This window comes from Massilia sp. 9096, from assembly GCF_000745265.1.
In the GTDB taxonomy this organism is placed as follows: Bacteria; Pseudomonadota; Gammaproteobacteria; order Burkholderiales; family Burkholderiaceae_D; genus Telluria.
The window spans coordinates 1,185,277-1,210,394 of record NZ_JQNN01000001.1 but is presented as its reverse complement, the minus strand read 5'-3'; the positions used below and the strand labels follow the sequence as shown (position 1 = coordinate 1,210,394).

General features: G+C 68.2%; 23 protein-coding genes. 16 read left to right on the top strand and 7 right to left on the bottom strand.

The window, feature by feature from the left end:
• Positions 1 to 2 precede the first annotated feature (2 nt).
• Complete coding sequence (locus tag FA90_RS05290) at positions 3 to 536, bottom strand: hypothetical protein (protein ID WP_036166665.1); 534 nt, start codon at positions 534 to 536, stop codon at positions 3 to 5.
• A 208-nt stretch (positions 537 to 744) separates the two neighbouring features.
• The gene (locus tag FA90_RS05285) at positions 745 to 2,133 is read right to left on the bottom strand and encodes a YihY family inner membrane protein (protein WP_373994588.1); all 1,389 of its coding nucleotides are present in this window, start codon (positions 2,131 to 2,133) and stop codon (positions 745 to 747) included.
• 77 nt (positions 2,134 to 2,210) lie between these two features.
• Here FA90_RS05285 and wrbA point away from each other — a divergent pair, with 77 nt between their 5' ends.
• The 12 genes from wrbA (at position 2,211) to FA90_RS05225 (ending at position 16,167) form a co-directional block, all read left to right on the top strand.
• Positions 2,211 to 2,822: an NAD(P)H:quinone oxidoreductase gene (gene wrbA / locus FA90_RS05280; protein WP_036166661.1), complete on the top strand. Its 612-nt coding sequence runs from the start codon at positions 2,211 to 2,213 to the stop codon at positions 2,820 to 2,822.
• A gap of 2 nt (positions 2,823 to 2,824) precedes the next feature.
• On the top strand, positions 2,825 to 3,223 hold the full coding sequence (locus tag FA90_RS05275; RefSeq protein ID WP_036166658.1) for a DUF2069 domain-containing protein: 399 nt from the start codon (positions 2,825 to 2,827) through the stop codon (positions 3,221 to 3,223).
• A 17-nt stretch (positions 3,224 to 3,240) separates the two neighbouring features.
• The gene (locus FA90_RS05270) at positions 3,241 to 4,650 is read left to right on the top strand and encodes an FAD-binding oxidoreductase (protein ID WP_036166655.1); all 1,410 of its coding nucleotides are present in this window, start codon (positions 3,241 to 3,243) and stop codon (positions 4,648 to 4,650) included.
• A 14-nt stretch (positions 4,651 to 4,664) separates the two neighbouring features.
• Positions 4,665 to 5,198 (top strand): DUF4124 domain-containing protein, encoded by a 534-nt coding sequence (locus FA90_RS05265; protein WP_036166652.1) that lies wholly within the window; start codon positions 4,665 to 4,667, stop codon positions 5,196 to 5,198.
• Positions 5,186 to 7,777, top strand: a complete 2,592-nt coding sequence (locus FA90_RS05260) for an FtsX-like permease family protein (protein WP_036166649.1) — start codon at positions 5,186 to 5,188, stop codon at positions 7,775 to 7,777. The genes FA90_RS05265 and FA90_RS05260 overlap by 13 nt, the downstream gene beginning before the upstream one ends.
• Positions 7,777 to 8,850: a lipocalin-like domain-containing protein gene (locus tag FA90_RS05255; RefSeq protein ID WP_036166647.1), complete on the top strand. Its 1,074-nt coding sequence runs from the start codon at positions 7,777 to 7,779 to the stop codon at positions 8,848 to 8,850. The genes FA90_RS05260 and FA90_RS05255 overlap by 1 nt, the downstream gene beginning before the upstream one ends.
• Positions 8,851 to 8,862: 12 nt before the next feature.
• Positions 8,863 to 10,716 carry an ABC transporter transmembrane domain-containing protein gene (locus tag FA90_RS05250; RefSeq protein ID WP_036166644.1) on the top strand — a complete coding sequence of 618 codons (1,854 nt, stop codon included), beginning with the start codon at positions 8,863 to 8,865 and terminating at the stop codon, positions 10,714 to 10,716.
• Positions 10,717 to 10,873: 157 nt separating this feature from the next.
• Positions 10,874 to 12,907 (top strand): Cache 3/Cache 2 fusion domain-containing protein, encoded by a 2,034-nt coding sequence (locus FA90_RS05245; protein ID WP_036166641.1) that lies wholly within the window; start codon positions 10,874 to 10,876, stop codon positions 12,905 to 12,907.
• Positions 12,908 to 13,026: 119 nt separating this feature from the next.
• On the top strand, positions 13,027 to 14,106 hold the full coding sequence (locus tag FA90_RS05240) for a low specificity L-threonine aldolase (RefSeq protein ID WP_239700551.1): 1,080 nt from the start codon (positions 13,027 to 13,029) through the stop codon (positions 14,104 to 14,106).
• A gap of 125 nt (positions 14,107 to 14,231) precedes the next feature.
• A complete protein-coding gene (gene thyA, locus FA90_RS05235) occupies positions 14,232 to 15,026 on the top strand; it encodes a thymidylate synthase (RefSeq protein WP_036166636.1) in 795 nt (264 codons plus the stop codon).
• Between the two features lie 15 nt (positions 15,027 to 15,041).
• Positions 15,042 to 15,530: a dihydrofolate reductase gene (locus FA90_RS05230; protein ID WP_036166633.1), complete on the top strand. Its 489-nt coding sequence runs from the start codon at positions 15,042 to 15,044 to the stop codon at positions 15,528 to 15,530.
• A gap of 4 nt (positions 15,531 to 15,534) precedes the next feature.
• Positions 15,535 to 16,167, top strand: a complete 633-nt coding sequence (locus tag FA90_RS05225) for a DUF4337 domain-containing protein (protein ID WP_036166631.1) — start codon at positions 15,535 to 15,537, stop codon at positions 16,165 to 16,167.
• A gap of 32 nt (positions 16,168 to 16,199) precedes the next feature.
• Here the strand turns inward: FA90_RS05225 and FA90_RS05220 are convergent, their stop codons facing one another.
• Positions 16,200 to 16,703, bottom strand: coding sequence for a hypothetical protein (locus FA90_RS05220; RefSeq protein WP_051971450.1), 504 nt, complete (start codon positions 16,701 to 16,703; stop codon positions 16,200 to 16,202).
• A 324-nt stretch (positions 16,704 to 17,027) separates the two neighbouring features.
• Between FA90_RS05220 and FA90_RS05215 the strand changes: the two genes are divergently transcribed.
• Both FA90_RS05215 and FA90_RS05210 read left to right on the top strand, forming a co-directional pair.
• Positions 17,028 to 19,286, top strand: coding sequence for an arginine/lysine/ornithine decarboxylase (locus tag FA90_RS05215; RefSeq protein WP_036174250.1), 2,259 nt, complete (start codon positions 17,028 to 17,030; stop codon positions 19,284 to 19,286).
• 2 nt (positions 19,287 to 19,288) lie between these two features.
• Complete coding sequence (locus FA90_RS05210; protein WP_081933662.1) at positions 19,289 to 19,696, top strand: lysozyme inhibitor LprI family protein; 408 nt, start codon at positions 19,289 to 19,291, stop codon at positions 19,694 to 19,696.
• Between the two features lie 73 nt (positions 19,697 to 19,769).
• On the opposite strand, the gene dcd is transcribed toward FA90_RS05210, so the two are convergent.
• The 3 genes from dcd to FA90_RS05195 all read right to left on the bottom strand — a co-directional run bounded on the left by dcd (position 19,770) and on the right by FA90_RS05195 (position 22,113).
• On the bottom strand, positions 19,770 to 20,336 hold the full coding sequence (gene dcd, locus FA90_RS05205) for a dCTP deaminase (protein WP_036166625.1): 567 nt from the start codon (positions 20,334 to 20,336) through the stop codon (positions 19,770 to 19,772).
• A 115-nt stretch (positions 20,337 to 20,451) separates the two neighbouring features.
• Complete coding sequence (locus FA90_RS05200; protein WP_036166622.1) at positions 20,452 to 21,297, bottom strand: alpha/beta fold hydrolase; 846 nt, start codon at positions 21,295 to 21,297, stop codon at positions 20,452 to 20,454.
• Between the two features lie 192 nt (positions 21,298 to 21,489).
• Complete coding sequence (locus FA90_RS05195) at positions 21,490 to 22,113, bottom strand: Spy/CpxP family protein refolding chaperone (RefSeq protein WP_239700549.1); 624 nt, start codon at positions 22,111 to 22,113, stop codon at positions 21,490 to 21,492.
• A gap of 141 nt (positions 22,114 to 22,254) precedes the next feature.
• Here FA90_RS05195 and FA90_RS05190 point away from each other — a divergent pair, with 141 nt between their 5' ends.
• Both FA90_RS05190 and FA90_RS05185 read left to right on the top strand, forming a co-directional pair.
• Positions 22,255 to 22,941 carry a response regulator transcription factor gene (locus FA90_RS05190; RefSeq protein WP_036166619.1) on the top strand — a complete coding sequence of 229 codons (687 nt, stop codon included), beginning with the start codon at positions 22,255 to 22,257 and terminating at the stop codon, positions 22,939 to 22,941.
• An 8-nt stretch (positions 22,942 to 22,949) separates the two neighbouring features.
• Positions 22,950 to 24,413: an ATP-binding protein gene (locus tag FA90_RS05185; protein ID WP_051971447.1), complete on the top strand. Its 1,464-nt coding sequence runs from the start codon at positions 22,950 to 22,952 to the stop codon at positions 24,411 to 24,413.
• 22 nt (positions 24,414 to 24,435) lie between these two features.
• Here the strand turns inward: FA90_RS05185 and FA90_RS05180 are convergent, their stop codons facing one another.
• Complete coding sequence (locus tag FA90_RS05180) at positions 24,436 to 25,062, bottom strand: PEP-CTERM sorting domain-containing protein (protein WP_081933661.1); 627 nt, start codon at positions 25,060 to 25,062, stop codon at positions 24,436 to 24,438.
• Between the last annotated feature and the right edge of the window lie 56 nt (positions 25,063 to 25,118).

Below are 25,118 nucleotides of genomic sequence, written 5' to 3'. Positions count from 1 at the left end.
CCTCAGTCGGGAGCATTGAGCGCTTCGCCGACCGTGACCGCCACCGACGGCAGGATCATCGTCGGCAGGTTGCCGAAGTCGGGGTAGCCGCCGCTGGCCAGGCCGTCCGGCGGCAGCAGGTAGCCGTGGGCCGCGCTCGGGTCGTCGGCGCCCTGGGTATTGGTCACCGAGCCATTGACGGCGAACGCCGGGCAGGTGCTCGGCTGGCAGGCCGTGGCGCCCTCCGGCAGGTCGACGGCGACCGGGTCGCCGAGCGTGAGGGCGCTCGCCGGCGCAGCGGCGCTGGCGGCCATCGTGGCGCCGGCAGAGACGGCGTTGGCGGACAGGTCGGGCGCTGCCGGCGCGACGACCGTGCCGGGCGGCGGCGCGATCGACATGTCGGGCGGCGACGGGACCACGAGCGGGCCGGCGCTGCCCGGCGCGCCCAGGACCGCGACGTCGCTACCGGCCGGCAGCGCGACCGGCGTTACGCTGCTGGCGACGGCGTCCGGTGCGGACCCGCCCCCTCCGCCACCGCAGGCGCTGAGCAGGGACACGAGCGCGCAGGCGGCGGCGCGACGGGAATGAGTGAAAGCGGCATTTAAAGTATCCATGAAGAAACAGGATAGGCTCGGCAATTCCGCTTGGAAATATCCTGTGCGCAACTAACTACGCTGTTCCATTTCTACTCGCGAAAAAACAACACGGCCGTGTCAAGCCGGGCCGAGCGCGGCCATCGGCGCGGCAGACGCTCGACGTTCCGGCTCAAGCCGGCAGCGGCCGCCCGGCCACCGCCTGCGGCGCGAAATGCTCGGCCAGCGTCACTTGCAACCCGTCCTCGACCGCGCACTCGACCTGGCGCGCCAGCGTTCCAGTGTCGAGCGCCAGCGGCGAGACCAGCGGTTCGGCGCCCATGCCGCCGGCGTCGGGCGCGAAGCCGCCGAACACGAACAGGCGGTAGACGTCCGCCAGGCGGATCTGCCCCGGATCGAGCAGCAGCACCCAGCAGTCCAGGCCTTCGCGCGCGCCCCAGGGGAACAAGGACTGGGCTCCAGCGTCGTGCTGGACCCGTCCGACCCAGCCGGCCGCCGTCATGCGCTGCAGCAGCTCGGTCATCTCGTCGTAGCCGATGCGCGTGTGGGCGCGGATCTGGGCGCTCGAGACCAGCGTCGTCCCGGTCAGCGTGGCGCTGCCGTGCAGCACCTTGAGCACGGCAACCGCGTCGACGAAGGCGCCGCCCGGCACCGGCTCGTACCACCAGCGCTCGTATTTCACCACCGGCAGCGCCGCCGTCAGCAGCGCGCCGACCAGCGTGATCAGCCACGACAGGTACATCCACAGCAGGAACAGCGGCAGCGCGGCCAGCGCGCCGTAGATGATCGCGTAGGTCGGAAACTGGCGGATGAAGACGGCGAACACGCGCTTGGCGATTTCAAACGCGATCGCCGCCACCAGCCCGCCCCACAGCGCATCGTGCCAGTCGACGTAGCGGTTCGGCACCGTCATGTACAGCAGCGCATAAGCGGCGGTGGTCAAGGCGACCGACACCGCCGTGTAGAACAGCGCGCCGACGAACGGCACCGCCTCGGTCAGGCCGTTGGTGGCGGTGAACAGCTGCGAGGTGAGCGTCAGCGAGATACCGAAGGCCAGCGGCCCCAGCGTGACCAGCGCCCAGTAGACCAGCACGCGCTGCAGCAGCGGACGCGCCTGGCGCACGCGCCAGATCTGGTTGAAGGCGCGCTCGATGGTGCCGATCATCGCCGCCGAGGTGAACACCAGCGCGATCGCGCCCAGCGCCGACAGCTTGGTCGCCTTGCTGGCGAACTGGGTCAGGTTGGATGTGATCGTGTTGGCGATGGCTCTGGGCATCACCATCTGCACGAAGTAGTGGTCCAGCGCCGTGCGCAGCTGCCCGAAGATCGGGAACGTGGTAAAAATGGCGAGCACGATGGTCAGCAGCGGCACCAGCGCCAGCGTGGTGGTGAAGGTCAGGCTGCCGGCGACCTGCGGCAGCTTTTCCTCGCGCAGGCGGCGCCGCGCGAAACGCACCAGGTCGCGCGTCTCGCCCCAGGTCAGGCCGCGCATCATGTCGACGCTGACGTTAATCATCTCGCTGGTGGAACGGGAGAATTCGGTGACGGATTTCGGGAGCATGGATCGATTCGGAACGGGAGCGCAAATGGCGTTCGCCGGGGGCATATCACTTTGCAAACCGTCCTATAATACATGCGATGAACCCAACCAATCTGATTATCCTCGTTTTGTATTACTCGCGTCACGGCAAGACGCGCCGGCTGGCGGAGCTGGTCGCCCAGGGCATCGACAGCGTGCCGGGCATGGAAGCCCGGCTGCGCACGGTGCCGGCGGTGTCGACGGTGGCCGAAGCGACGGAACCCGAGATTCCGGGTTCGGGCGCGCCCTACGTGGAGCCCGAGGATCTGGCCGAATGCGCGGGCCTGGCACTGGGTTCGCCGACCCGCTTCGGCAACATGGCGGCGGCGATGAAGTATTTCCTCGACGGCACCGCGGCGCAATGGTTGTCGGGTACGCTGTCCGGCAAGCCGGCGGTCGTGTTCACCTCCACCGGCAGCCTGCACGGCGGCCAGGAAGCGACCCTGCTGTCGATGATGATCCCGCTGCTGCACCACGGCATGCTGGTGATGGGCCTGCCCTACACCGAGCCGGAACTGATGACCACCGAGAGCGGCGGCAGCCCCTACGGCGCGACCCACTGGGCCGGCGTCGACGGCAAGCGCCCGGTGACCGACGATGAGAAGCGGCTTGCGATCGCGCTCGGCCGGCGCCTCGCGACGGCCAGCCGCAAGTTGCATGGGATGGAATAGCGATGCAAGTGCAAAGGGTGTTTCACACGGGCGCGGTGACCAGCCTGGTCCTTCTGTGCGTCTGGCTGCTGGCCTGGGAAATCGCGGTCGCGCCGCTGCATCCGGGCGGCTCGCTGCTGGCGCTCAAGGCGCTGCCGCTGCTGCTGCCGCTGCGCGGCGTCATCAAGCGCGACCTGTACACGCTGCAATGGTCGTCGATGGTCATCCTGGTCTACTTCGTCGAAGGCGCCGTGCGCGCCTGGAGCGACCGCAGCGAGCTGTCGCGCATCATGGCGCTCGGCGAGGCGCTGCTGGTGTGCTGCTACTTCGTGTTTGCGCTGCTCTACCTGCGCCCGTACAAGAAGCAGGCGCAAAAGCTCGCCAAGGAGCTGCTCGACAAGGTCAAGGTCCCGCATGACTGAAGCTCCAGGCGCCGCCGATGAGTGATGCCTTCCTGGCGGCCTGCCGCGCGGCCATCGGCGCCGAGCACGTATCGACGGCGCAGGCCGACACCGCATCGTACCTGACCGACTGGCGCGGCCGCTTCACCGGCCGCTGCCGCGCCGTGCTGCGCCCGGCCGACGGCGACGCCGTCGCGCAGCTGGTGCGCCTGTGCGCGCAGTTCCGGGTGCCGCTGGTGCCGCAGGGCGGCCGCACCGGCCTGGTGCTGGGCAGCGTGCCCGACGCCAGCGGGGACGCGGTGGTGCTGTCGCTGCGCCGCCTGAACCGCATCCGCGCGATCGACCCGTTCAACCGCACCATGACGGTGGACGCCGGCTGCATCCTGCACGACATCCAGCAGGAAGCCGCCCGCCACGGCATGCTGTTCCCGCTGTCGCTGGCGGCCGAAGGCAGCTGCAGCATCGGCGGCAATCTGTCGACCAATGCCGGCGGCACCGGCGTGCTGCGCTACGGGAACACGCGTGAACTGTGCCTCGGCCTGGAAGTCGTCACCGCCGCGGGCGAGGTGTGGGACAGCCTGCGCGGCCTGCGCAAGGACAACACCGGCTACGACCTGCGCGACCTGTACATCGGCGCCGAGGGCACCCTCGGCGTGATCACCGGCGCCGTGCTCAAGCTGTTCCCGCAACCGAAGGCCGCGATCACGGCGCTGGTGGCGCTGGGCAGCGCGCGCGACGCGCTCGATTTGCTCAAGCTGGCGGAAAACGCCTGCGGACCGACCCTGACCGGCTACGAATTGATGAGCGACATCTGCCTGCGCCTGGTCGCCAGCCATTTCCCGGCCCTGCCCCAGCCCTTCCCCGAGCACTATCCGCAATACGCCCTGCTCGAGCTGTCCAGCCACGAATCCGAAGCGCACGCCGTGGCGCTGCTGGAAAACGCGATCGAGGCGGCGCTGGAGGCCGGTGTCGCGCGCGACGCCGTGGTCGCCACCTCGATCGCCCAGTCGCGCGGCCTGTGGGCAATCCGCGAACATATCCCGCTGGCCCAGGCCGCGGCCGGCAAGAACATCAAGCACGACATCTCGCTGCCGATCTCGCGCATCGCCGACTTCGTGCGCCATACCGACGCGCTGCTGGCGCGCGCCTATCCAGGCGTGCAAGTGGTGTGCTTCGGTCACCTCGGCGACGGCAACCTGCACTACAACGTCGCGCCGCCGGAAGCCATCGGTCACGAGGAATTCCTGTTTGAACAAGCCGCGGTCAACCGCATCGTGCACGACAGCGTGACGCAGTTCGGCGGCTCGATCTCGGCCGAGCACGGCATCGGCGCCCTCAAGCGCGAGGAGCTGGCGCGCTACAAGTCGCCGGTAGAGCTGAACCTGATGCGTGCGCTCAAGGCAGCGCTCGACCCGCTCGGCATCATGAACCCTGGCAAAATACTATGACCAGGAGACCTTCGATGGCGATGTTGAAAATCTCGACCGTATTTCTTGCAGGCACCCTGCTGAGCGCGGCCGCCCACGCCGCCCAGCCGGTCTACAAATGCCGCGCCGACGGCAAGGTCAGCTACAGCGACCGCCCCTGCGCCGACGGCAAGGGCGAGACGCTGGCGCCGCCCGCGATGCAGGGCGGCGCCGGCATCGGGGCCGGCGTGTCCATCGGCGAAGCGGCCGACGTCGGCACCGGCGACGCGCGCGCCCTGCTCGAGCTGGAAAAGGAACGTACCGCACTGGCCAGGGACCAGGTGGCGCTGGCGCGCGAGCAGGCCAGGCAGTCGGCCAAAGCGCAGGCCGCGGCAGAGCGCGAGCGGCGCGCCCAGGCGCGCAGCGGGCGCGTCGAGGTCAAGCAGGTGCAGCACTGCGACCAGCTGCGCCTGCAGCAGAAATGGCTGCAGGAAGACCTGTCCAAGGCGCACACGCCGGCCCAGCAGGAGGGGCTGCGCACCAAGCTGCGGCGCCACGCCGAATCGATGGCGGTGCAATGTCCGGCCTGAGCCAGCTCTCGCGCTGGCTGCTGCTCGGCGAGTGGCGCGCGCACCCGATGCGCGCCTTCCTCGCCACGGTCGCGATCGCGGTCGGCGTCGCGATGGGCTTTGCGATCCACCTGATCAATGCCGCCGCCTTCAACGAGTTCTCGGCGGCGATCCAGTCGCTGGCCGGCCAGGCCGACGTCCAGGTGAGCGGCCGCGAGGCGCTGTTCGACGAAGCGGTCTATCCGCGCCTGGCCGCGCACGCCGGCGTGGCGGTCGCCTCGCCGGTGCTCGAGCTGGACGCCGCCGTGGCGCCGTCATCCGGCAAGGTATCCGGTGCACTGAAGATCATCGGCCTCGATGCGCTGCGCGCCAGCTATATCTCGCCCGACCTGATGGGCGTGCCCGACAAGGATCGGCCGTTCGACACACTGGCCGACGACGCCATTTTCCTCTCAGCGGCCAGCCAGGCCTGGCTCGGCAAGGCGGCCGGCGCCACCGTGACTCTGCGCGCCGGCACCGGGGACGTGCCCCTGCGCGTGGCCGGGCCGGTGCTGCGTGCGCGCAGCGGCCAGCGCATCGGCGTGATGGACATCGGCGCCGCGCAGTGGCGCTTCGGCCAGGTCGGCAAGCTGTCGCGCATCGACCTCAAGCTGCGCGACGGCGTCGACCGCGCGCGCTTCGAGCGCGAGCTGGCGGCCGAACTCGACCAGGCCTACCCGGGCCGCTTCCTGGTCGCGCGTCCCAACGACGCCAACCAGGAAAGCCGCAACAATAACCTCAGCCGCGCCTACCGCGTCAACCTGACCGTGCTGGCGCTGGTGGCGCTGTTCACCGGCGCTTTCCTGGTGTTTTCGACCCAGGCGCTGTCGGTGCTGCGCCGGCGCAGCCAGTTCGCGCTGCTGCGCACGCTCGGGCTGTCGCGCGGCGCGCTGCTGCGCCAGGTGCTGGTCGAAGGCGCCAGCCTGGGCGTGCTCGGCGCGCTGCTCGGGATCGGCGCCGGCTACGGGCTGGCGGCCGCCGCGCTCGACCTGTTCGGCGGCGACCTCGGCGCCGGCTACTTTCCGGGCGTGCATCCGCAGGTCCAGTTCGCACCCGTCGCGGCGCTGGTGTTCTTCACGCTCGGCCTGGGCGTGGCGCTGCTCGGCTGCGCGGCGCCGGCGCTGGAAGCGGCGCGCGCCAAGCCGGCCGTCGCCCTCAAGTCGGGCAACGACGAAGCCGCGCTGGAACGCCTGGCGCGTGTCCGGCCTTCGCTGGCGTGCCTGGCGCTGGCCGCGCTGTTCGCTTTCGCACCGCCGGTGGCCGGGCTGCCGCTGTTCGGCTACTTCGCGGTGGCGCTGCTGCTGGTCGGCGGCATCGGCCTGATGCCGCGCCTGGCCGCGAGCGTATTCCGCGCGCTCGACCGGCTGCAGCAGCGCCGCGCGCACGCACGCGCAGGCGCACATGCAGGCGCGGGCGCGTCGCCGGTGCTCGCGCTCACGCTGGCGCGCCTGGCCAATGCCCCGGGCCAGGCCTCGATCGCGCTGGGCGGCGTGCTGGCCAGCTTTTCCCTGATGGTCGCGATGGGCATCATGGTGGCCAGCTTCCGCGTCTCGGTCGACGACTGGATCGTGCACATCCTGCCGGCCGACCTGTACCTGCGCACGTCAAGCGGGGGCAACACCGGCGCCTTTGGTCCGGACGAGCAGGCTGCGCTGGCGCATCTTCCCGAAGCCGGCCGCGCCGCCTTCCTGCGCACCCGGCCGCTGTCGCTGGACGCCGCGCGTCCGAGCATCGTGCTGGTCGCGCGCGACATCGACGCCGCCGATCCCGGCCGCCTGCTGGCGCTGGTCGGCGAGAGCGTCCCGCTCCCGGCCGGCGCGCGTCCGGTCTGGGTGTCCGAAGCGATGACCGACCTGTACCGCGTCCACCCGGGCCAGACCCTCATGCTGCCGCTGGGCGGACGCGCCGAACCCTTTTTCGTGGCCGGCGTCTGGCGCGACTACGCCAACCAGAGCGGCTCGGCGGTGGTGCGCCTGGCCGACTACCGCCGACTCACCGGCGACGCCACCGTCACCGATTGCGCGCTGTGGGCCGCGCCCGGCGTGCCGGTCGAAAAGCTCGAGGCCGCGGTACGGGCCCTGCCCTTCGGGCGCGCACTGGCGCTGATGAGACCCGGCGACATCCGCTCCGCCAGCCTGAAAATCTTCGACCGCAGTTTCGCCGTCACCTATTTGCTCGAAGCGATCGCCATCGTCATCGGCCTGTCCGGCGTGGCCGCGACCTTTTCGGCGCAGACGCTGGCGCGCGCCAAGGAATTCGGCATGCTGCGCCACGTCGGCGTGACGCGCGGACAGGTGCTGCGCATCCTGGCGATCGAAGGCGGCGCGCTGACCACGCTCGGGGTGGCGACCGGCTTCGTGCTCGGCCTGCTCATCAGCCTGATCCTGGTGTTCGTCGTCAATCCGCAATCGTTCCACTGGACCATGCAGCTGCACCTGCCCTGGCCGCTGCTCGCCAGCGTGGCGGCGGTGCTGGTCGCGGCCTCGGTGGCCACGGCGCTGGTGTCGGGGCGGTACGCGCTGTCCGGCGGGCCGGTGCGCGCGGTGCGGGAGGACTGGTGATGCGCGTCCTGTTCGCCTTGCTCTTCGGCCTCATCGCCGCGCTGGCGCACGCCGCGCCGCCGGTGTACGCCCCGGTCACGCCCGGGCGCACGCTCGCGTTCCCGAACGACTTCGGCGCGCATCCGGACTACCGCACCGAGTGGTGGTACGTCACAGGCTGGCTCGACACGCCAGGCGGCAAGCCGCTCGGCTTCCAGGTCACGTTCTTTCGCAGCCGCGGCGCCTCCGACACCGCCAACCCGAGCGCCTTCGCGCCGAAGCAGCTGATCATCGGCCACGCCGCGCTGTCCGATCCGGCGCTCGGCCACCTGGTGCACGACCAGCGCATCGCGCGCGAAGGCTTCGGCCTGGCCTACGCCAAGACCGGCGACACCGACGTCAAGCTGGAGGACTGGACCATGCGGCGCCAGAGCGACGGCCGCTACCGGGTCAGCGTGCGCTCGGGCGCGCTGTCGTTCGACCTCACGCTGCGCCCGACCCAGCCGGTGCTGCTGCAGGGCCAGGCCGGCTTCTCGCAAAAAGGCGCCGATCCGAGCCACGCCAGCTATTACTACAGCGAGCCGCAGCTGGCGGTCGAAGGCACCGTCGCGGGCACGGGCGCGGACGCGGGCACGCGCGTGCGCGGCACCGCCTGGCTCGACCACGAATGGTCCAGCCAGGTGCTCGACCCGGATGCCGCCGGCTGGGACTGGGTCGGCGCCAACCTCGACGACGGCGCCGCGCTGATGGCCTTCCAGATCCGCGCCAAGGACGGCAGCAAGCTGTGGGCGCACGCGGCATTGCGCGAACGCGACGGCCGCACCACGCAGTACGACACCAGCCAGGTGAGCTTCGCACCGCAGACGCACTGGACCTCGCCGCGCACCGGCGCCAGCTATCCGGTGGCGACCGTCCTGAACACCGGCACAACCCGTTGGCGCCTGGCCCCGCTGCAGAACGACCAGGAACTCGACTCGCGCCGCTCGACCGGCGCGGTGTACTGGGAAGGCGCCGTGCGCCTCGAGCGCGACGGCCAGCCGGCCGGGCGCGGCTACCTCGAACTGACCGGCTACGTCCAAGCCATGCATCTCTGAACTGAAAGAACGATGAACGATTCACGACCTCCAGCGGCGCCGCAAGAAGCGCCTTCCACGCACAGCGCCAACGCTTCCAGCATCCGCGCCAAGGGCAGCCTGGCCGCCCTGCGCGGCCTGCTGCCCTTCCTCGCGCCGTATCGGCGCCAGTTCCTGCTGGCCGGGATCGCGCTGGTGCTCGCCGCCGGCGCCACGCTGACCATCCCCTACGCCTTCAAGCAGATGATCGACCACGGCTTCAACGCCCAGGCCGGCCAGGCCGGCATCGAACACGTCAACGCCACCTTCCTGGCGCTGTTCGGCGTCGCCAGCCTGCTGGCGGTGGCGACCGCCGCGCGCTTCTACATGGTGTCCTGGCTGGGCGAGCGCGTCACCGCGGACATCCGCAGCGCGGTCTACCGCCACGTGGTGGCCCAGAGCCCGGAATTCTTCGAGACCACCCAAACCGGCGAAGTGCTGTCGCGCCTGACCACCGACACCACGCTGATCCAGTCGGTGGTCGGCACCAGCATCTCGCTGGCCCTGCGCAACACGCTGCTGTTCGCCGGCGGCCTGGCGATGCTGTTCGTGACCAGCCCCAAGCTGACCTCGATCATCCTCGGCCTGCTGGTGCTGGTGGTGGTGCCGATCGTGCTGTTCGGGCGGCGCGTGCGCACGCTCTCGCGCGATTCGCAGGACCGCATCGCCGACGCCTCCGCGCTGGCCGGCGAGATCCTCAACGCCATGCCGACCGTGCAGGCCTTCACCCAGGAGACACGCGAAGCCGGGCGCTTCGGCGCCTCGGTCGAAAGCGCGTTTGCCACCGCGATGCGGCGCATCCGCGCGCGCGCCTGGCTGACGATGGTCGCGATCGTGCTGATCTTCGGCGCCATCGTCTTCGTGCTGTGGCTAGGCGCGCACGCGGTGCTGGCCGGGACCATGACCGGCGGCGACCTCGGCCAGTTCATCCTGTACGCCTCGATCGTCTCGGGCGCGATCGGTGCGCTGTCGGAAGTGATGGGCGAGGCCCAGCGCGCGGCCGGCGCCGCCGAGCGCTTGCTCGAACTGCTGGCGGTGCGCTCGCCGATCCAGGAACCGGCGGCGCCCGCAGCCCTGCCGCCGCGCCTGGCCGGAGGCAGCACATTGCGCTTGCAGGATGTCGCCTTCAACTACCCGTCGCGGCCGGACAGCGCGGCGCTCGACCGCGTCAGCCTCGACGTCAGGCCGGGCGAGACGGTCGCCATCGTCGGCCCTTCGGGCGCCGGCAAGAGCACGCTGTTCCAGCTGCTGCTGCGCTTTTACGATCCGCAAGCGGGCGCGATCCTGCTCGATGGGGTCGACATCCGCGCGCTGGCACTGCACACGCTGCGCGGCGCGATCGGCATCGTCCCGCAGGACACCATCATCTTCTCGGCCAACGCGATGGAAAATATCCGCTACGGCCGCATCGATGCCACCGACGCCGAAGTGATCGCCGCCGCAAAAATGGCCGCCGCCCACGAATTCATCGAGCGCCTGCCGGAAGGCTACGCCTCGTTCCTGGGCGAGCGCGGCGTACGCCTGTCGGGCGGCCAGCGCCAGCGCATCGCGATCGCGCGCGCGCTGCTGAAGAACCCGCCGCTGCTGCTGCTCGACGAAGCCACCAGCGCGCTCGACGCCGAATCGGAACGCCTGGTGCAAAAGGCGCTGGAAGCGGCGATGGTCGGGCGCACCACCCTGGTCATCGCACACCGCCTGGCGACCGTGCAGCGCGCCGACCGCATCGTCGTGATGGAAGACGGCCGCATCGTCGAGACCGGGACGCACGCCTCGCTGGTCGCGCTCGGCGGGATCTACGCGAACCTGGCGGCGCTGCAGTTTCATCACGTACAGGTCGAGCATGGATAGACCGCATACTGAATGATTTGCTCAAATAAATAAATATAACAACAGTCATTGCAGTCGTAATTCACTGTTGTATTTATGTTCGAATTACCGGATTTGCGTGTTTCCATGCGGACATTCGGTTACCATCCGGTAATCTCCTGTCCAATTCGAACAACTTATGCGCAGCAAATTGCTCAGTTTCGCCGACTGGACCGTCGGTTCCAAGATCACGGCGTTCACTTTCGCGCTGGTCGGGGCCATCCTCGCCGGCCTGCTCGTCACCCTAAGCTGGACTACCTCGTCGATGCTGCACGACCGCGCCGTCGACAAGATGCAGGGCGAGTTGCGCAGCCTGGTCAGCGCGGTGGAGCTGTTCAACAAGGCGCTGGGCAGCCAGACCGTCAGCTACGGCCGCATCTTCGCCACCGGCTTCGACGGCGCCTTTACGCTCGATACCGCGCACACGGTCAAGATCGGCGAGCGCAACGTGCCCACGCTCGAGAGCGGCGGCAAGCCGGTCAACCTCGACTTCTCGCACCCCGACCAGTTCACGCGCCAGACCGGCGGCAACGCCACCGTGTTCGTGCTCGACGGCGAGGACTTCGTGCGCATCAGCACTTCGGTCAAGAAGGAAAACGGCGAGCGCGCCGTCGGCACCGTGCTCGACCACGCCAGCCCGGCGTATGCGGCGCTGCGCGACGGCAAGCCCTACATCGGCCTGGCCAAGCTGTTCGGCAAGCAGTACATGACCGACTACGAACCGATCCGCGATGCGGGCGGCCGCACCATCGGCATCCTGTACGTCGGCGTCGACATCGACGACGCGATGAACTTCATGAAGCAAAAGATCAAGGCGATGAAGATCGGCGAGACCGGCTACTTCTACGTGCTCAAGGCCACGCCCGGCGCGACCTACGGCGACGTGATCGTGCACCCGGCCAAGGAAGGCCAGAACATCCTCGCCAGCCGCGACAGCGATGGCCGCGAATTCGTGCGCGAGATGCTGGACAAGCACGAAGGCTTGACCACCTACCCGTGGGCCAACGCCGAGCAAGGCGAAACCGCGGTGCGCGCCAAGGTCGCCGCCTTCACGCTGTTCAAGGACTGGAACTGGCTGATCGTCGGCACCACCTACGAGGACGAGATCACGCGCGAAGCGGCGCAGCTGCGCAACCGCTACATCGTGATCGGCCTGGTGGCGCTGGCGGTGTTCGCCGCGATCCTGCAGGGCGTGATCAAGCGCATCGTCACCCGTCCGCTGGATGCGGCGCGCGACGCCGCCGAACGCATCGCCCACGGCGACCTGACGGTGCACCTCGCCGCCTCGCGGCGCGACGAGATCGGCCTGCTGGCCCAGGCGATGAACAACATCACCAGCGGCCTGTCGGAAGTGGTCGGCCAGGTGCGCAACGGCGCCGAGCAGATCGCCACCGCCTCGAGCGAAATCTCGGCCGGCAACCTCGACCTGTGCTCGCGCACCGAAGAACAGGCCGCCAGCCTGGCCAGCACCGCCAACGCGATGCACGAGCTGACCGAGACCGTGCGCCGCAATGCCGGCGACACCCAGCAAGCCAACCAGCTCGCCGTGAACACGTCGACGGTGGCGCAGGAAGGCGGCCGCATGGTGTCGCAGGTGATCGACACCATGAATTCGATCAAGCAGTCTTCCGGCAAGATCAACGACATCATCGGCGTCATCGACGGCATCGCCTTCCAGACCAACATCCTGGCGCTCAACGCCGCGGTGGAAGCGGCGCGCGCCGGCGAACAGGGCCGCGGTTTCGCGGTGGTCGCCAGCGAGGTGCGCAACCTGGCCCAGCGCAGCGCGGCCGCGGCGCGCGAAATCAAGGCCCTGATCCAGGCGTCGAACGCGGAAGTCGACGCCGGCAGCCGCGTGGTCGGCGACGCCGGTCACACGATGCAGGAAGTGCTGGCCAGCGCCAGCCAGGTCACCACGATCATGGCGCGCCTCAGCGCCGCCAACAGCGAGCAGAGCGAAGGCATCGAAGACATCAACCGCTCGGTCGGCCAGATGGACGAGGTGACCCAGCAGAATGCCGCGCTGGTCGAGCAGGCCAGCGCCGCCGCCCAGGCGATGCACGAGCAGGCGGCCCAGCTGGCGCAAGCGGTGCGACTGTTCAAGCTGGACGCCGCCGCCGATACGGCCGTGGCGCTCACCGGTCCGGGTCGTCCGCTCCTGAACGCCGGCTGAAGCCTCGCGCCCACGCGTGCGCGCGAGGGGCATTCCGTGTAAAGTAATGCGTCCGTCGCCCCGGCTTTGACCGGGGCGATGCGCATCACGCGCCGACCAACGCCATCACGGAGCCCACCTTGTCCGACCTGCTCGATCGCTGCACCACCATCCTGCCCGGCCACCGCGCGCGCACGCCCGCCGACACCTTCGCGGCGATGGCCGCCTGGTGCGAGGCCAATCAAGTGCAGCACGACGTCTACGGCGACGGACCGCTGATCCGCGAGTTCGAACAGCGCATCGCACGCCTGCTCGGCTTCGAGGCGGCGGTATTCTGCATCAGCGGCACCCTGACCCAGGTGACCGCGCTGCGCCTGGCCGCGCTCGACCGCGGCATGGCCCCGGTGGCGCTGCATCCGACTTCGCACATCATCGTGCACGAACGCTCGAACTACCAGCTGCTCGGCCACTTCGATGCGTTGCAGGTGGGCGACCGCCACCGTCCCTGGGCAGCGGCCGACATCACCACGATTCCCGACCGTCTCTCGGCCGTGGCGCTGGAAATCCCGATGCGCGAGATCGGCGGCCAGTTGTCCGAGTGGGACGAACTCGAAGCGATCAAGGCGCACTGCCGCCGGCACGGCATCCATCTGCACATGGACGGCGCGCGCCTGTGGGAAGCCCAGGCCGGCTACGGCCGCGGCGCGGCGGAGATCGCCAGCGGCTTCGATTCGGTCTACGTCTCTTTGTACAAAGGCATCGGTGGCCTGGGCGGCGCGATGCTGGCCGGTTCGCACGCATTTGTCGCGCGCGCGGCCGAGTGGTTCAAGCGCCAGGGCGGCAACGTGATCCACCGCTCGCCCTACGTGGTGGCGGCGGCGATGCAGTTCGAACAGCGCCTGGCCGCCATGCCGGATTACTTCCGGCGCACCCAGTTCCTGGTCGAGGTGCTACGCGACTATCCCGTCATCCGCGTCAATCCGGCCGCGCCGCAAGCCAACATGCTGCACCTGCACCTGCCGGTGAGCCGCGAGCGCGCGCTGGCGATCCGCGCCGAGCTGGCCGAACGCCACGGCATCTGGCTGTTCAACCGCGTCAACCACGCGGCGCTGCCCGAGACCTGCTACTTCGAGCTGTACGTGGGCGACAACCTGCTGGACACGCCGGACGCGCGCGTGCGCGAAGCGGTGGCGCTGCTGGCGCAGGCGGTGGCGCGGTGACCCAGCGACACAGGCAACTAAGCTGAACCGCTGATCCGTCATTGATTTATTACGGTAAAATAAGGAGCGAAGTCTTCCGCGCGGCCATCGGTTAAAATGCGGCTTTTCATACCCACCATTTTCCGATGCGCCAATACCTCGACCTGATGCGCCATGTGCTCGAGCACGGCACGGTCAAAACCGACCGCACCGGCACCGGCACGCGCTCGGTGTTCGGCCACCAGATGCGTTTCGACCTGCAAGCCGGCTTTCCGCTGGTGACCACCAAGAAGCTGCACCTGAAGTCGATCATCCATGAACTGGTCTGGTTCCTGGCCGGTTCGACCAACATCGCCTACCTGAAGGACAACGGCGTCTCGATCTGGGACGAATGGGCCGACGCCGACGGCGAACTCGGGCCGATCTACGGCTACCAGTGGCGCAGCTGGCCCACGCCGTCCGGCGAGCACATCGACCAGATCAGCCAGGTCATGGACCAGATCAAGCACAATCCGGACTCGCGCCGCATGATCGTCTCGGCCTGGAACGTGGCCGACGTGCCGAAGATGAAGCTGCCGCCATGCCATGCGCTGTTCCAGTTCTACGTCGCCGACGGCAAGCTGTCGTGCCAGTTGTACCAGCGCAGCGCCGACATCTTCCTCGGGGTGCCGTTCAACATCGCCTCGTACGCGCTGCTGACCCACATGATGGCGCAGCAAGCCGGCCTGGAAGTCGGCGACTTCGTGTGGACCGGCGGCGACTGCCACCTGTACTCGAACCACATGGAGCAGGTGCGGCTGCAACTGTCGCGCGACGAGCGTGCGCTGCCGCAGCTGGTCATCCGCCGCAAGCCGGACTCGCTGTTCGACTACCGGTTCGAGGACTTCGAGATCGTCGGCTACGACCCGCATCCGGCCATCAAGGCGCCGGTCGCCGTCTAACGCAGGAGACACGACATGGCCAAGCACATCACCCTGGTGGTCGCGATGGACGCCCAGCGCGGCATCGGCGTCGACAACGCCCTGCCCTGGAAGCTGCCCGAGGACCTGGCGCACTTCAAGCGCGTGACCATGGGCCAGCCGATCATCATGGGCCGCAAGACCTTCGACTCGATCGGGCGGCCGCTGCCGGGCCGGCGCAACATCGTCGTCACGCGCAACCCGGACTGGCGCTTCGAGGGCGTCGAGGTCGCGGCGTCGCTGGAAGACGCGGTGGCGCTGGCGGGAGAGGCGCCGGCATCGATCATCGGCGGCGCCCAGATCTTCGGCGAGAGCATGGCGCTCGCCGACCGCATGATCGTCACCCACATCGAGCGCGCATACCGCTGCGACACCTTCTTCCCCGAGATCGACCCGGCCCAATGGGCGGCCGTCGCGCGCGAGCCGCAGCATTCGAGCGAACAGGACCTCGATTTTTCCTTCGTCACCTACGAAAAAGTAAAGTAACGCCATGTCCGAACACGGTTTCCACGTCCACGGGCCGCACGACCACGCGGTCGAACACGTCGCCGAACACGGCGGCGACGGCTTCTCCAACAAGATCGCGGTGATGACCGCCGTGCTGGCGACCGTCGGCGCGCTGTTCGGCTACATGGGCGGCGCCACCCAGAACGACGCCGCCCTGTACAAGAGCAACGCCGCGATCGACAAGACCGCCGCCTCCGACCAGTGGAATTTTTACCAGGCCAAGTCGAGCCGCCAGAACCTGGCCGAGATGGCGATGAATCTGCCCGGCGCCGACCAGGGCAAGTACAAGGCCAAGATGGCCCAGTACGACGCCGACAAAACCAGAATCAAGAAGGATGCCGAGAAGCTGGAAGCGTCATCCGAAGAGTGGAACAGGAAGTCCGAGCACGCGCTGCACACCCATCACCAGTGGGCGCTGGCGACCACCGCCGAGCAGATCGCGATCTCGCTGGCGGCGATCACACTGCTTACGCGCCGCCGCTGGCTGCTCACCGTCACCTATGCGGTGGCCGTGGTCGGCTTCGTGCTGGGCGCGTTCGCCTGGACCCACTTCGATCCGCTCGGCAGCCTGGTGGCGCCGGAAGCGGAAATCCAGGCCCCGGCGGCCGCGCACTGAGGCGGCGCGCGCGGGCGCGCTGGGTTGGACGTTTATACGCTCGCGTACGGCGACGTGCGCTGCACCCGCGCCTGCGAACGACGCTCCTGGAACGTCCGGCGCAGCACCGTGTGGCGGTGCTTGAAGAATTGCGAGATGAACCACTTGACCATGCCGGTGGCGAAGCGCGGCGTGAACTCGAGCTTGTCGACCACGCGCGTGCCGTCCGGACCCGGCGCGATCACGCGCTCGTGGCGCCAGTCCTTCATCGACAGCAGCGGCGACTGTTCGACGAAGCGCCGGCCCGGTTCGACCTCGACGAAGGTCAGGCGCGACAGGTCGACCGGGATCAGGCCGAACAGCAGGAATTTGCAGTTGCCCAGCGGCTTGCCGAGCGAGTTGCGGTCTTCCGGAATCTGCTCCATGCCTTTCGGAAAATCGAGCTTGAGCACCGGCGCCATCTCGGCGTCGACACCGTGCACCGAGGTGCTCCATTTCCACAGGTCGCCGGGGGTGGCGGGGACCTTGCTTTCGAACGTGACGCTGACTGTGCTCATGACAACCTCGATTGCGTAAAGATAGCGGCCGGTATCGGCGTGCGCTGCGGATACCGTTCGATCACTTTATGGCCGCATGGCGGGCTGTTCCGTTAGCCGATTAACGCAAAGCGAACGGTCGGCTTTTTATCCTACGCGGCGGATCGGCGCCCCGAGCGGTAACGGTGCGCCGCTCTCGGCCGAGTCTGGCTAACCTAGCAAAAATTTTTGCACCGCGCGCAGCATTTTCTGCGAAAATCCGCATCTTGATTTTTTTCGGTGCCGTGCCCGGCCATTCCTCAACGAGCGGAATGGGGAGCGCGGCGCTTGTCTTTGGAGCTGTCCATGAAATTTCGTTTCCCTATCGTCATCATTGACGAGGACTTCCGTTCCGAGAACACCTCGGGTCTCGGCATTCGCGCGCTCGCCGAGGCGATGGAAAAAGAAGGCATGGAGGTGGTCGGCGTGACCAGCTACGGCGACCTGTCGCAGTTCGCCCAGCAGCAGTCGCGCGCGTCGGCCTTCGTGCTCTCGATCGACGATGAGGAATTCGGCGGCGGCAGCGCGGAGGAAGCCGATGTCGCGCTGGCCGGCCTGCGCGCCTTCGTGCAGGAAATCCGCCACAAGAACTCGGACATCCCGATCTACATCTATGGCGAAACGCGCACCAGCCGCCACATCCCGAACGACATCCTGAAGGAGCTGCACGGCTTCATCCACATGTTCGAGGACACGCCGGAATTCGTCGCGCGCCACATCATCCGCGAAGCCAAGTCTTACCTGGACAGCCTGGCGCCGCCGTTCTTCCGCGCGCTGGTCAACTACGCCAACGACGGTTCGTATTCCTGGCACTGCCCGGGACACTCGGGCGGCGTCGCCTTCCTGAAGAGCCCGATCGGCCAGATGTTCCACCAGTTCTTTGGCGAGAACATGCTGCGCGCCGACGTCTGCAACGCGGTCGAGGAACTCGGCCAGCTGCTGGATCACACCGGCCCGGTGGCCAAGTCCGAGCGCAACGCCGCGCGCATCTATAACGCCGACCACTGCTACTTCGTGACCAACGGCACCTCGACCTCGAACAAGATGGTCTGGCACTCGACCGTGGCGCCGGGCGACATCGTCGTGGTCGACCGCAACTGCCACAAGTCGATCCTGCACTCGATCATCATGTGCGGCGCGATTCCCGTGTTCCTGATGCCGACCCGGAACAACCTCGGCATCATCGGTCCGATCCCGCTGTCGGAATTCTCGCCGGAGTCGATCCGTCGGAAAATCGAAGCGAACCCGTTCGCACGCGAAGCCAAGAACAAGAAGCCGCGCATCCTGACCATCACGCAGTCGACCTACGATGGCGTGGTGTACAACGTCGAGACCCTGCGCGAGCTGCTCGACGGCGAGATCGACACCCTGCACTTCGACGAAGCCTGGATCCCGCACGCGACCTTCCACGACTTCTACAAGAACATGCACGCGATCGGGCGCGACCGGCCGCGCGCCAAGCAGTCGATGATCTTCTCGACCCAGTCGACCCACAAGCTGCTGGCCGGCCTGTCGCAGGCCTCGCAGGTGCTGGTGCGCGAGTCGGAAACCGTCAAGCTCGACCAGGACGCCTTCAACGAGGCCTACCTGATGCATACGTCGACCTCACCGCAGTACTCGATCATCGCCTCGTGCGACGTCGCCGCGGCGATGATGGAAGCGCCGGGCGGCACCGCGCTGGTCGAGGAATCGATCTACGAAGCGCTCGACTTCCGCCGCGCGATGCAAAAGGTCGACGAGGAAATCGGCGAAGACTGGTGGTTCCAGGTCTGGGGCCCGAAGGTCACCAGCGAGGAAGGCATCGGCACCCAGGAAGACTGGATGATCCACGCCGAAGACACCTGGCACGGCTTCGGCCACCTGGCGCCGGGCTTCAACATGCTCGACCCGATCAAGGCCACGGTGGTGACACCGGGCCTGGCGCTGGACGGTTCGTTCGGCGAGTCCGGCATCCCGGCCTCGATCGTGACCAAGTACCTGGCCGAGCACGGCGTGATCATCGAGAAGTGCGGCCTGTACTCGTTCTTCATCCTGTTCACGATCGGTATCACCAAGGGCCGCTGGAACACCCTGGTGACCGCGCTGCAGCAGTTCAAGGACGACTACGACCGCAACCAGCCGATGTGGCGCATCATGCCGGAATTCTGCACGGTCAACCCGCGCTACGAATCCTGGGGCCTGCGCGACCTGTGCCAGTCGATCCACGACTTCTACAAGTCGCGCGACGTGGCGCGCCTGACCACAGAGATGTACTTGTCGGACATGATCCCGGCGATGAAGCCGTCGGACGCTTTCGCCAAGATGGCGCACCGCGAGATCGACCGCGTGGCGATCGACGAGCTCGAAGGCCGCATCACCGCGATCCTGCTGACGCCCTACCCGCCGGGCATCCCGCTGTTGATCCCGGGCGAGCGCTTCAACAGGACCATCGTCGACTACCTGCGCTTCGCGCGCGACTTCAACGAGCGCTTCCCGGGCTTCGAGACCGACGTGCACGGGCTGGTCAAGCGCGAGGTGGATGGCAAGCTGGGCTACTTCGTGGATTGCGTGCGGCAGGACGATTGATCATGACAGGCGTTCGCCGCCCTGCTTGTGCCGGCATCCTCCGCGCCGTGCTGGCCATCGGGCTGGGCACGGCGTCGGGGTCCGCCTTCGCGCTCGACTGCAGGAATGCGTACTCGACGATCGACCTGAACGAATGCGCGCAAGTCGAGCAGAAGGCGATGGAGGACAAGCTGAACGCGACCTATGCGCACACGATGCAGGCCTTGGGCAGCGCCGACGCCGCGGCACTCAAGCAGAAAGTCATCGTCGCGCAGCGCGCCTGGATCAAGTTCCGCGAAGCCGACTGCGCGGCCGAGGAAGCGCGCTGGGCCGGCGGCACCGCCGCCGCCCAGATGTTCCTCGGATGTATGCGCCAACGCGCCGAACAGCGCATCAAGGACCTCGAAAGCCTGGCGCAGCGCGGCGGCTGAAGCCCGATCAGGGAGCGGGACATGAAAAAGGGAGACCACGGTCTCCCTTTTTGCATGGCACACTCCTGCCGCTTCAGGTCTTGGGCAGCGTCACCCCGTGCTGGCCCTGGTACTTGCCCCCACGGTCCTTGTACGAGGTTTCGCACACCTCGTCGCTCTCGAAGAACAGCACCTGCGCGCAACCCTCGCCCGCATAGATCTTGGCCGGCAGCGGCGTGGTGTTGGAAAATTCCAGCGTCACGTAGCCTTCCCATTCCGGCTCGAACGGCGTCACGTTGACGATGATGCCGCAGCGCGCATAGGTCGACTTGCCCAGGCAGACGGTCAGCACGTTGCGCGGGATGCGGAAGTATTCGATGGTGCGCGCCAGCGCGAAGGAATTGGGCGGGATGATGCAGACGTCGCTCTTGATGTCCACGAACGAGTTCGAATCGAAGTTCTTCGGGTCGACGATGGTGCTGTTGATGTTGGTGAACACCTTGAATTCGTCGGCGCAGCGGATGTCGTAGCCGTACGAGGAGGTGCCCCAGGAAATGATCTTGCGGCCTTCGCTTTCGCGGACCTGGTTCGGCGAGAACGGCTCGATCATGCCGGTCTCTTCCGCCATGCGGCGGATCCATTTGTCGCTCTTGATGCTCATCGCTGACGTCCAGTGCTGGGTGGAATTGAAATTCCCGCAATTTTACGCGAAGGACGGGCAAAAGGCACCGGGGATGCGACGATCATGCGGCGATGATGCGGCGATGATGGGACGACTACGCGACGATGGCGCCGTGCCCCGCAGGCGCCCCCTGCCCGGCCAGCAGCCGTTCGATCATCGCGCGCGTCAATCGAGCGGTGAGTGCGGGATGCTCCATCGGGTAAAGATGCGTGCCTTCGATGGTGGTGAAATTGTCGCCGACCAGCCGGCGCGTGGCCGCCAGGCCGGCCTGGCGCAGCTCGTTCGAACGCGTGCCGGCGATGAAACCGACCGGCACCGGAAACGGCCGGCGCAACAGCGCACCCATGCCGTGCGGCAGGCTGGCGTAGATCGCCGCTTCGACGTCGCGCTGGAAACGCAGGCGCACGCCGCCCGCCGGGTCCGCAACCAGCCCGTGCTCGAGGTAATCGTCGAGCGCGCCGGGCGCCCAGGCCTGGAACATCGGCTTGGCGATGAAGTGCTCGTACGCGGCCGCGCGCGAGGGCCAGGTGTCGCGCCGGCGCTCGGCGATCGTGCCCGGCGACAGCCTGGGCCCCAGCCCGAGCGCCTTGGCCAGCCGCCACACCTGGGCGCGCCAGCCGGCGACCACCGGCGAATCGAGCATCACGACGCAGCGCGCCAGGTCGGGACGGCGCCAGGCCGCCAGCGTGCTGACCGCGCCGCCGAGCGAATGGCCGACCAGGATCGCCGGGCGGGCATGCTGCTCGAGGCGCGCGATCAGTTCGTCGACCAGCGAGCGCCAGCTCTCGTCGACCGGGAAGCGCGGATCGTGGCCGAGCATGTCGGTGACGCGCACGTCGTAGTCCCGCGCCAGCGCCTCCAGCAGGCGGCCGTAGGCGCCGGACGGGTAGCTGTTCCCGTGGGTAAAATGCAGCAGCGGAAGCGTGGACGGCGCGGTCATTGGCGGCAAGGGTCGGTGGCGAAGGCCCATTGTACGGTCTGCGCCGCCGATGCCGGCCGCGATTAGAGGCGAGCGCCTACTCGACCACCTGCTCGATCGACCATGCGCTCGCGGCTCGGTTGCCGCTCGGTTGCCGCTCGGTTGCCGCTCGGTTGCCGCTCGGTTGCCGCTCGGTTGCCGCCCAGTTGCCGCTCAGTTGCGTGCAGGCGCCGCCGGCTGGGCAGGCTGCCCCTGCGGCGCTTGCTGGCCCTGCGCGCCGCGGCCGGCGTGCATCTGCGCACCGGGCGCGCGGTGACGCTGCAGCCGCTCGCGCTGCTCGGGCGTGAGCACGGCCAGCGCCTGCGCTTCGGTACGCGCGTGCAGCAGCGCCTCGGCGGCGATGGCCTGGCCGAGGTCGCGCGACAGCGCGGCGGCGCGGGCATCGTCGAAACGCACGGCGCGCGCCAGTTCGGCCAGCGCCTCGTGCGCCTTGCGGACCGCCTTCATGTGCTCGCGCTGCTCGGGCTGGGCCGCGTGGTGGATCGCGAACAGCTTGTCCTGCTGGGCTTCGCTCAGGTTCAGGCCGTGCAGGTGGCCCATGAGGCCATCATGGGCGCCATGCATGCCGGGCATCCCTGGCGCCGCGTCGAAAGGCATCTCCGGACCGGGCATGCCGGGTCCGGGTCCGCCGAAACCGTGCGAACCACCTGGGCCGCCCGTGCCTGGTTCGGCCGGCGGCGCCTCCGGCGCGCCGGCGGCGAAGGCGGAGCCGGCGCAGCAGGCGCCGATGGCGGTGGACAACAGCGCAGCCGCCATGCGGTGGCGAATCAATTTCATGGTGAGCATCCTTGGATCTGTGTCGAATCGGAGACTGCATTCTGGGGGCCGCGCCCGTTAATCGGTGTTGCCCGATGTAAAAGGGGGTAAAGACACATCGCCAACGGCCTGCGCCCTGCCCGCCTTTGCTAAGATGCGAGCATGAACCAAGTACTGCTCATCGATGACGACATCGAGCTCGTCGGCATGTTTTCCGAATACCTCGAACAGGAGGGCTTCCGCGTCAGCTGCGCCTACGACGGCGAGCTGGGCGCGCGCGAAGCGCTGAGCGGACAGTATGCGATCGCCATTCTCGACGTGATGATGCCGCGCGTGAACGGCATCGAGACGCTGCGCCGCATCCGCGCCGCCAGCCGCATGCCGATCCTGATGCTGACCGCGCGCGGCGACGATGCCGACCGCATCCTCGGCCTCGAGCTGGGCGCCGACGACTATGTCACCAAGCCGTGCACGCCGCGCGAGCTCACCGCGCGCGTGCGTGCGATCCTGCGCCGCACCCAGCATACCGGCAACGAGGGGCCCGGCATCACGCTCACGGTCGGCAAGCTGACCATGCTGCCCGAGCAGCGCCGCGCGACCTGGGAAGGCCAGCCGCTGGAACTGACCAGCACCGAATTCAACCTGCTCGAAGTCCTGGCGCGCAATGCCGGCCGCCCGGTCAGCAAGAACGATCTGTCCGAGCAGGGCCTGGGACGTCCGCTGGCGCGCTTCGACCGCAACATCGACGTCCACCTGTCCAGCCTGCGCCACAAGCTCGGCACCCTGTCCGACGGCCGCTCCTGCCTGCAGACGGTGTACCGGCTCGGCTACCAGCTGATCCGCGAATAGGCGCCGCAATGGGCCGTCTGTTCTGGAAGTTCTTCCTGTCGATCCTGCTCGCCCAGGTCGCCGCCACCATCGGCATCGGCGGCACGCTGTGGCTGCGCGACCAGGCGCGCCAGCGCAGCGGCGAGCCGACCCTGGACCTCGGCCCGCCGGCCTTCATCATGCTCGATGCGGCCGCCGCCACCCTCAAGCACGGCGGCGTCGATGGCCTGCGCGAGCTGGCTGCGGGCAGCCGCCGCATCCGCCTGTTCGTGCTCGACGAGGAGGGCCACGAACTGCTCGGGCGTCCGGTCTCGCCACGCCTGCGCGAAGAAGTCGAACGCAACCTTGACAACGGCGGAGCGACCCACGCGGTCGCGCGCCTGCGCGGGCCGGACGGCCGCAATTACCTGGCGTTTGCGTCGCGCGTGGCCGGGCTGCGCGCGGGGGCGCCGGGGAATGGCGATGCGCCCGGCATGCCCGACATGCCGGGCGCTGCGGGCGGCCCCGGCGGACCCGGTGGTCCGGGCGGCGGCTGGTTCGGTCTCCCGCCCGAATTCGGCCATCACGTCAACCGCTGGTTGCCGCTGACCGCGGCCACGCTGGCCAGCCTGCTGTTCGCGGTGCTGCTGGCCTGGTATTTTTCGCGCCCCATCCGCGCGCTGCGGATCGCCTTCGAAGCGGCCGCCGCCGGCGACCTGGCGCCCAAGTTCGATGCCGCAAGGATCGGCGTCGGCGGCGACGAACTGGCCGAGCTCGGCCACGACTTCGACCGCATGAGCGCCCAGCTGCGCGCGCTGATGGAGGGCCAGCGCCGCCTGCTGCACGACGTGTCGCACGAGCTGCGCTCGCCGCTGGCGCGCCTGCAGGCCGCGATCGGCCTGGCGCACCAGCAGCCCGACAAGCTGCAGGCGTCGCTGGAGCGCATCGAGCGCGAAAGCGTGCGCATGGACCGCCTGGTCGGCGAGCTGCTGACGCTGTCGCGCCTGGAAGCGGCGACCGTACAGGCCGGCGATGAGTTGATCGACGTGGTCGAGATGGTCGACCAGATCGCCGACGACGCCCGCTTCGAGGCCGGCGCCCGGATCGAGGTCGAGGCCGCGCTGCCGATGACGGTGCGCGGCGCGCCCGACCTGCTGTGGAGCGCGGTCGAGAACATCGTGCGCAACGCGGTCAAGCATGGCGGCGCCGGGGGCAAGGTGGAACTGATGCTGCATCCGGACCACGACCAGGTCCACGTCGACGTGCTCGACCGCGGTCCCGGCATCGCCGAGGAACACCTGGGCGAGATCTTCGAACCCTTCTTCCGCTCGAACCCGACCCGCAACAATGTCGACGGCCACGGGCTGGGCCTGGCGATCGCCAAGCGCGTGATCGAGAACCACGGCGGGCGCATCGCCGCCGCCAACCGGCCGGGCGGCGGACTGCGCGTGACGATTTCGCTGCCGCGCGCAGTCGCCGCCACCCGTGCGGCCGGCATCAACCACTCGACTTAGCCGGTCGACTCAGCCGGTCGACTTAGCCGCGGCGCTTGGCCGTGCGGCGCAGACCCAGCAAGCCCAGCAAACCGGCGCCGATCAGGGCCAGGCTGCCCGGCTCCGGCACGTCCGCGCTCAGTACGGCGGCGGTGTGCACCAGCGACACGCGCTCCATCATGCCGGTCGAGGTGCAGGTGTAGCGGGTGTAGGCGCCGCAGCTGAACTTGGTCCCCATCGGGTCCTGGTCGGAACCCATGCGGCTGAACGAGAACAGGCCGGCGCTGCTGCTGGCCATGGCGAAGTCGCTGTTCTGGTCATTGGCCGAGATCGAACCGGTCAGGTAGCCGGCCGCATCGAAGCTCAGGTTCAGGTCCAGCTGGCCCAGGCCATAGCGGAACAGTTCGGCGCCCGGGGTGTAACTCATCGGCGTGATGCCGTCGATGCTGAAGCCGAACGACTTCAAGCCGTTTCCATCCGAGATCGTGTTCGTCGGCGCCAGATGGTAGCTGAACGTGCCCTTCGCCACGGCGTCGTCCGAAAACACCAGCGTCATCGCGGCGTTCGCCGGTTTGCCGTCCGTGACGTCGGTCCAGCGGTACATCACATCAGCGTGGCTGCTAGCGTGAATCGACATGGCGGCGATCGCCGCAACCAAGAATTGTTTCATGAGTTTACCCAGTCAGTTAAGCAACACGAGTAAGGTACGCAACAATTGTGCCTACA

Bases quoted from the DNA above. Each gene is read 5' to 3' on its own strand.
- FA90_RS05285 (WP_373994588.1), bottom strand. From the start codon at position 2,133: ATGCTCCCGAAATCCGTCACCGAATTCTCCCGTTCCACCAGCGAGATG.
- wrbA (WP_036166661.1), top strand. From the start codon at position 2,211: ATGAACCCAACCAATCTGATTATCCTCGTTTTGTATTACTCGCGTCAC.
- FA90_RS05275 (WP_036166658.1), top strand. From the start codon at position 2,825: ATGCAAGTGCAAAGGGTGTTTCACACGGGCGCGGTGACCAGCCTGGTC.
- FA90_RS05270 (WP_036166655.1), top strand. From the start codon at position 3,241: ATGAGTGATGCCTTCCTGGCGGCCTGCCGCGCGGCCATCGGCGCCGAG.
- FA90_RS05265 (WP_036166652.1), top strand. From the start codon at position 4,665: ATGGCGATGTTGAAAATCTCGACCGTATTTCTTGCAGGCACCCTGCTG.
- FA90_RS05260 (WP_036166649.1), top strand. From the start codon at position 5,186: ATGTCCGGCCTGAGCCAGCTCTCGCGCTGGCTGCTGCTCGGCGAGTGG.
- FA90_RS05255 (WP_036166647.1), top strand. From the start codon at position 7,777: ATGCGCGTCCTGTTCGCCTTGCTCTTCGGCCTCATCGCCGCGCTGGCG.
- FA90_RS05250 (WP_036166644.1), top strand. From the start codon at position 8,863: ATGAACGATTCACGACCTCCAGCGGCGCCGCAAGAAGCGCCTTCCACG.
- FA90_RS05245 (WP_036166641.1), top strand. From the start codon at position 10,874: ATGCGCAGCAAATTGCTCAGTTTCGCCGACTGGACCGTCGGTTCCAAG.
- thyA (WP_036166636.1), top strand. From the start codon at position 14,232: ATGCGCCAATACCTCGACCTGATGCGCCATGTGCTCGAGCACGGCACG.
- FA90_RS05230 (WP_036166633.1), top strand. From the start codon at position 15,042: ATGGCCAAGCACATCACCCTGGTGGTCGCGATGGACGCCCAGCGCGGC.
- FA90_RS05225 (WP_036166631.1), top strand. From the start codon at position 15,535: ATGTCCGAACACGGTTTCCACGTCCACGGGCCGCACGACCACGCGGTC.
- FA90_RS05220 (WP_051971450.1), bottom strand. From the start codon at position 16,703: ATGAGCACAGTCAGCGTCACGTTCGAAAGCAAGGTCCCCGCCACCCCC.
- FA90_RS05215 (WP_036174250.1), top strand. From the start codon at position 17,028: ATGAAATTTCGTTTCCCTATCGTCATCATTGACGAGGACTTCCGTTCC.
- FA90_RS05210 (WP_081933662.1), top strand. From the start codon at position 19,289: ATGACAGGCGTTCGCCGCCCTGCTTGTGCCGGCATCCTCCGCGCCGTG.
- dcd (WP_036166625.1), bottom strand. From the start codon at position 20,336: ATGAGCATCAAGAGCGACAAATGGATCCGCCGCATGGCGGAAGAGACC.
- FA90_RS05200 (WP_036166622.1), bottom strand. From the start codon at position 21,297: ATGACCGCGCCGTCCACGCTTCCGCTGCTGCATTTTACCCACGGGAAC.
- FA90_RS05195 (WP_239700549.1), bottom strand. From the start codon at position 22,113: ATGAAATTGATTCGCCACCGCATGGCGGCTGCGCTGTTGTCCACCGCC.
- FA90_RS05190 (WP_036166619.1), top strand. From the start codon at position 22,255: ATGAACCAAGTACTGCTCATCGATGACGACATCGAGCTCGTCGGCATG.
- FA90_RS05185 (WP_051971447.1), top strand. From the start codon at position 22,950: ATGGGCCGTCTGTTCTGGAAGTTCTTCCTGTCGATCCTGCTCGCCCAG.
- FA90_RS05180 (WP_081933661.1), bottom strand. From the start codon at position 25,062: ATGAAACAATTCTTGGTTGCGGCGATCGCCGCCATGTCGATTCACGCT.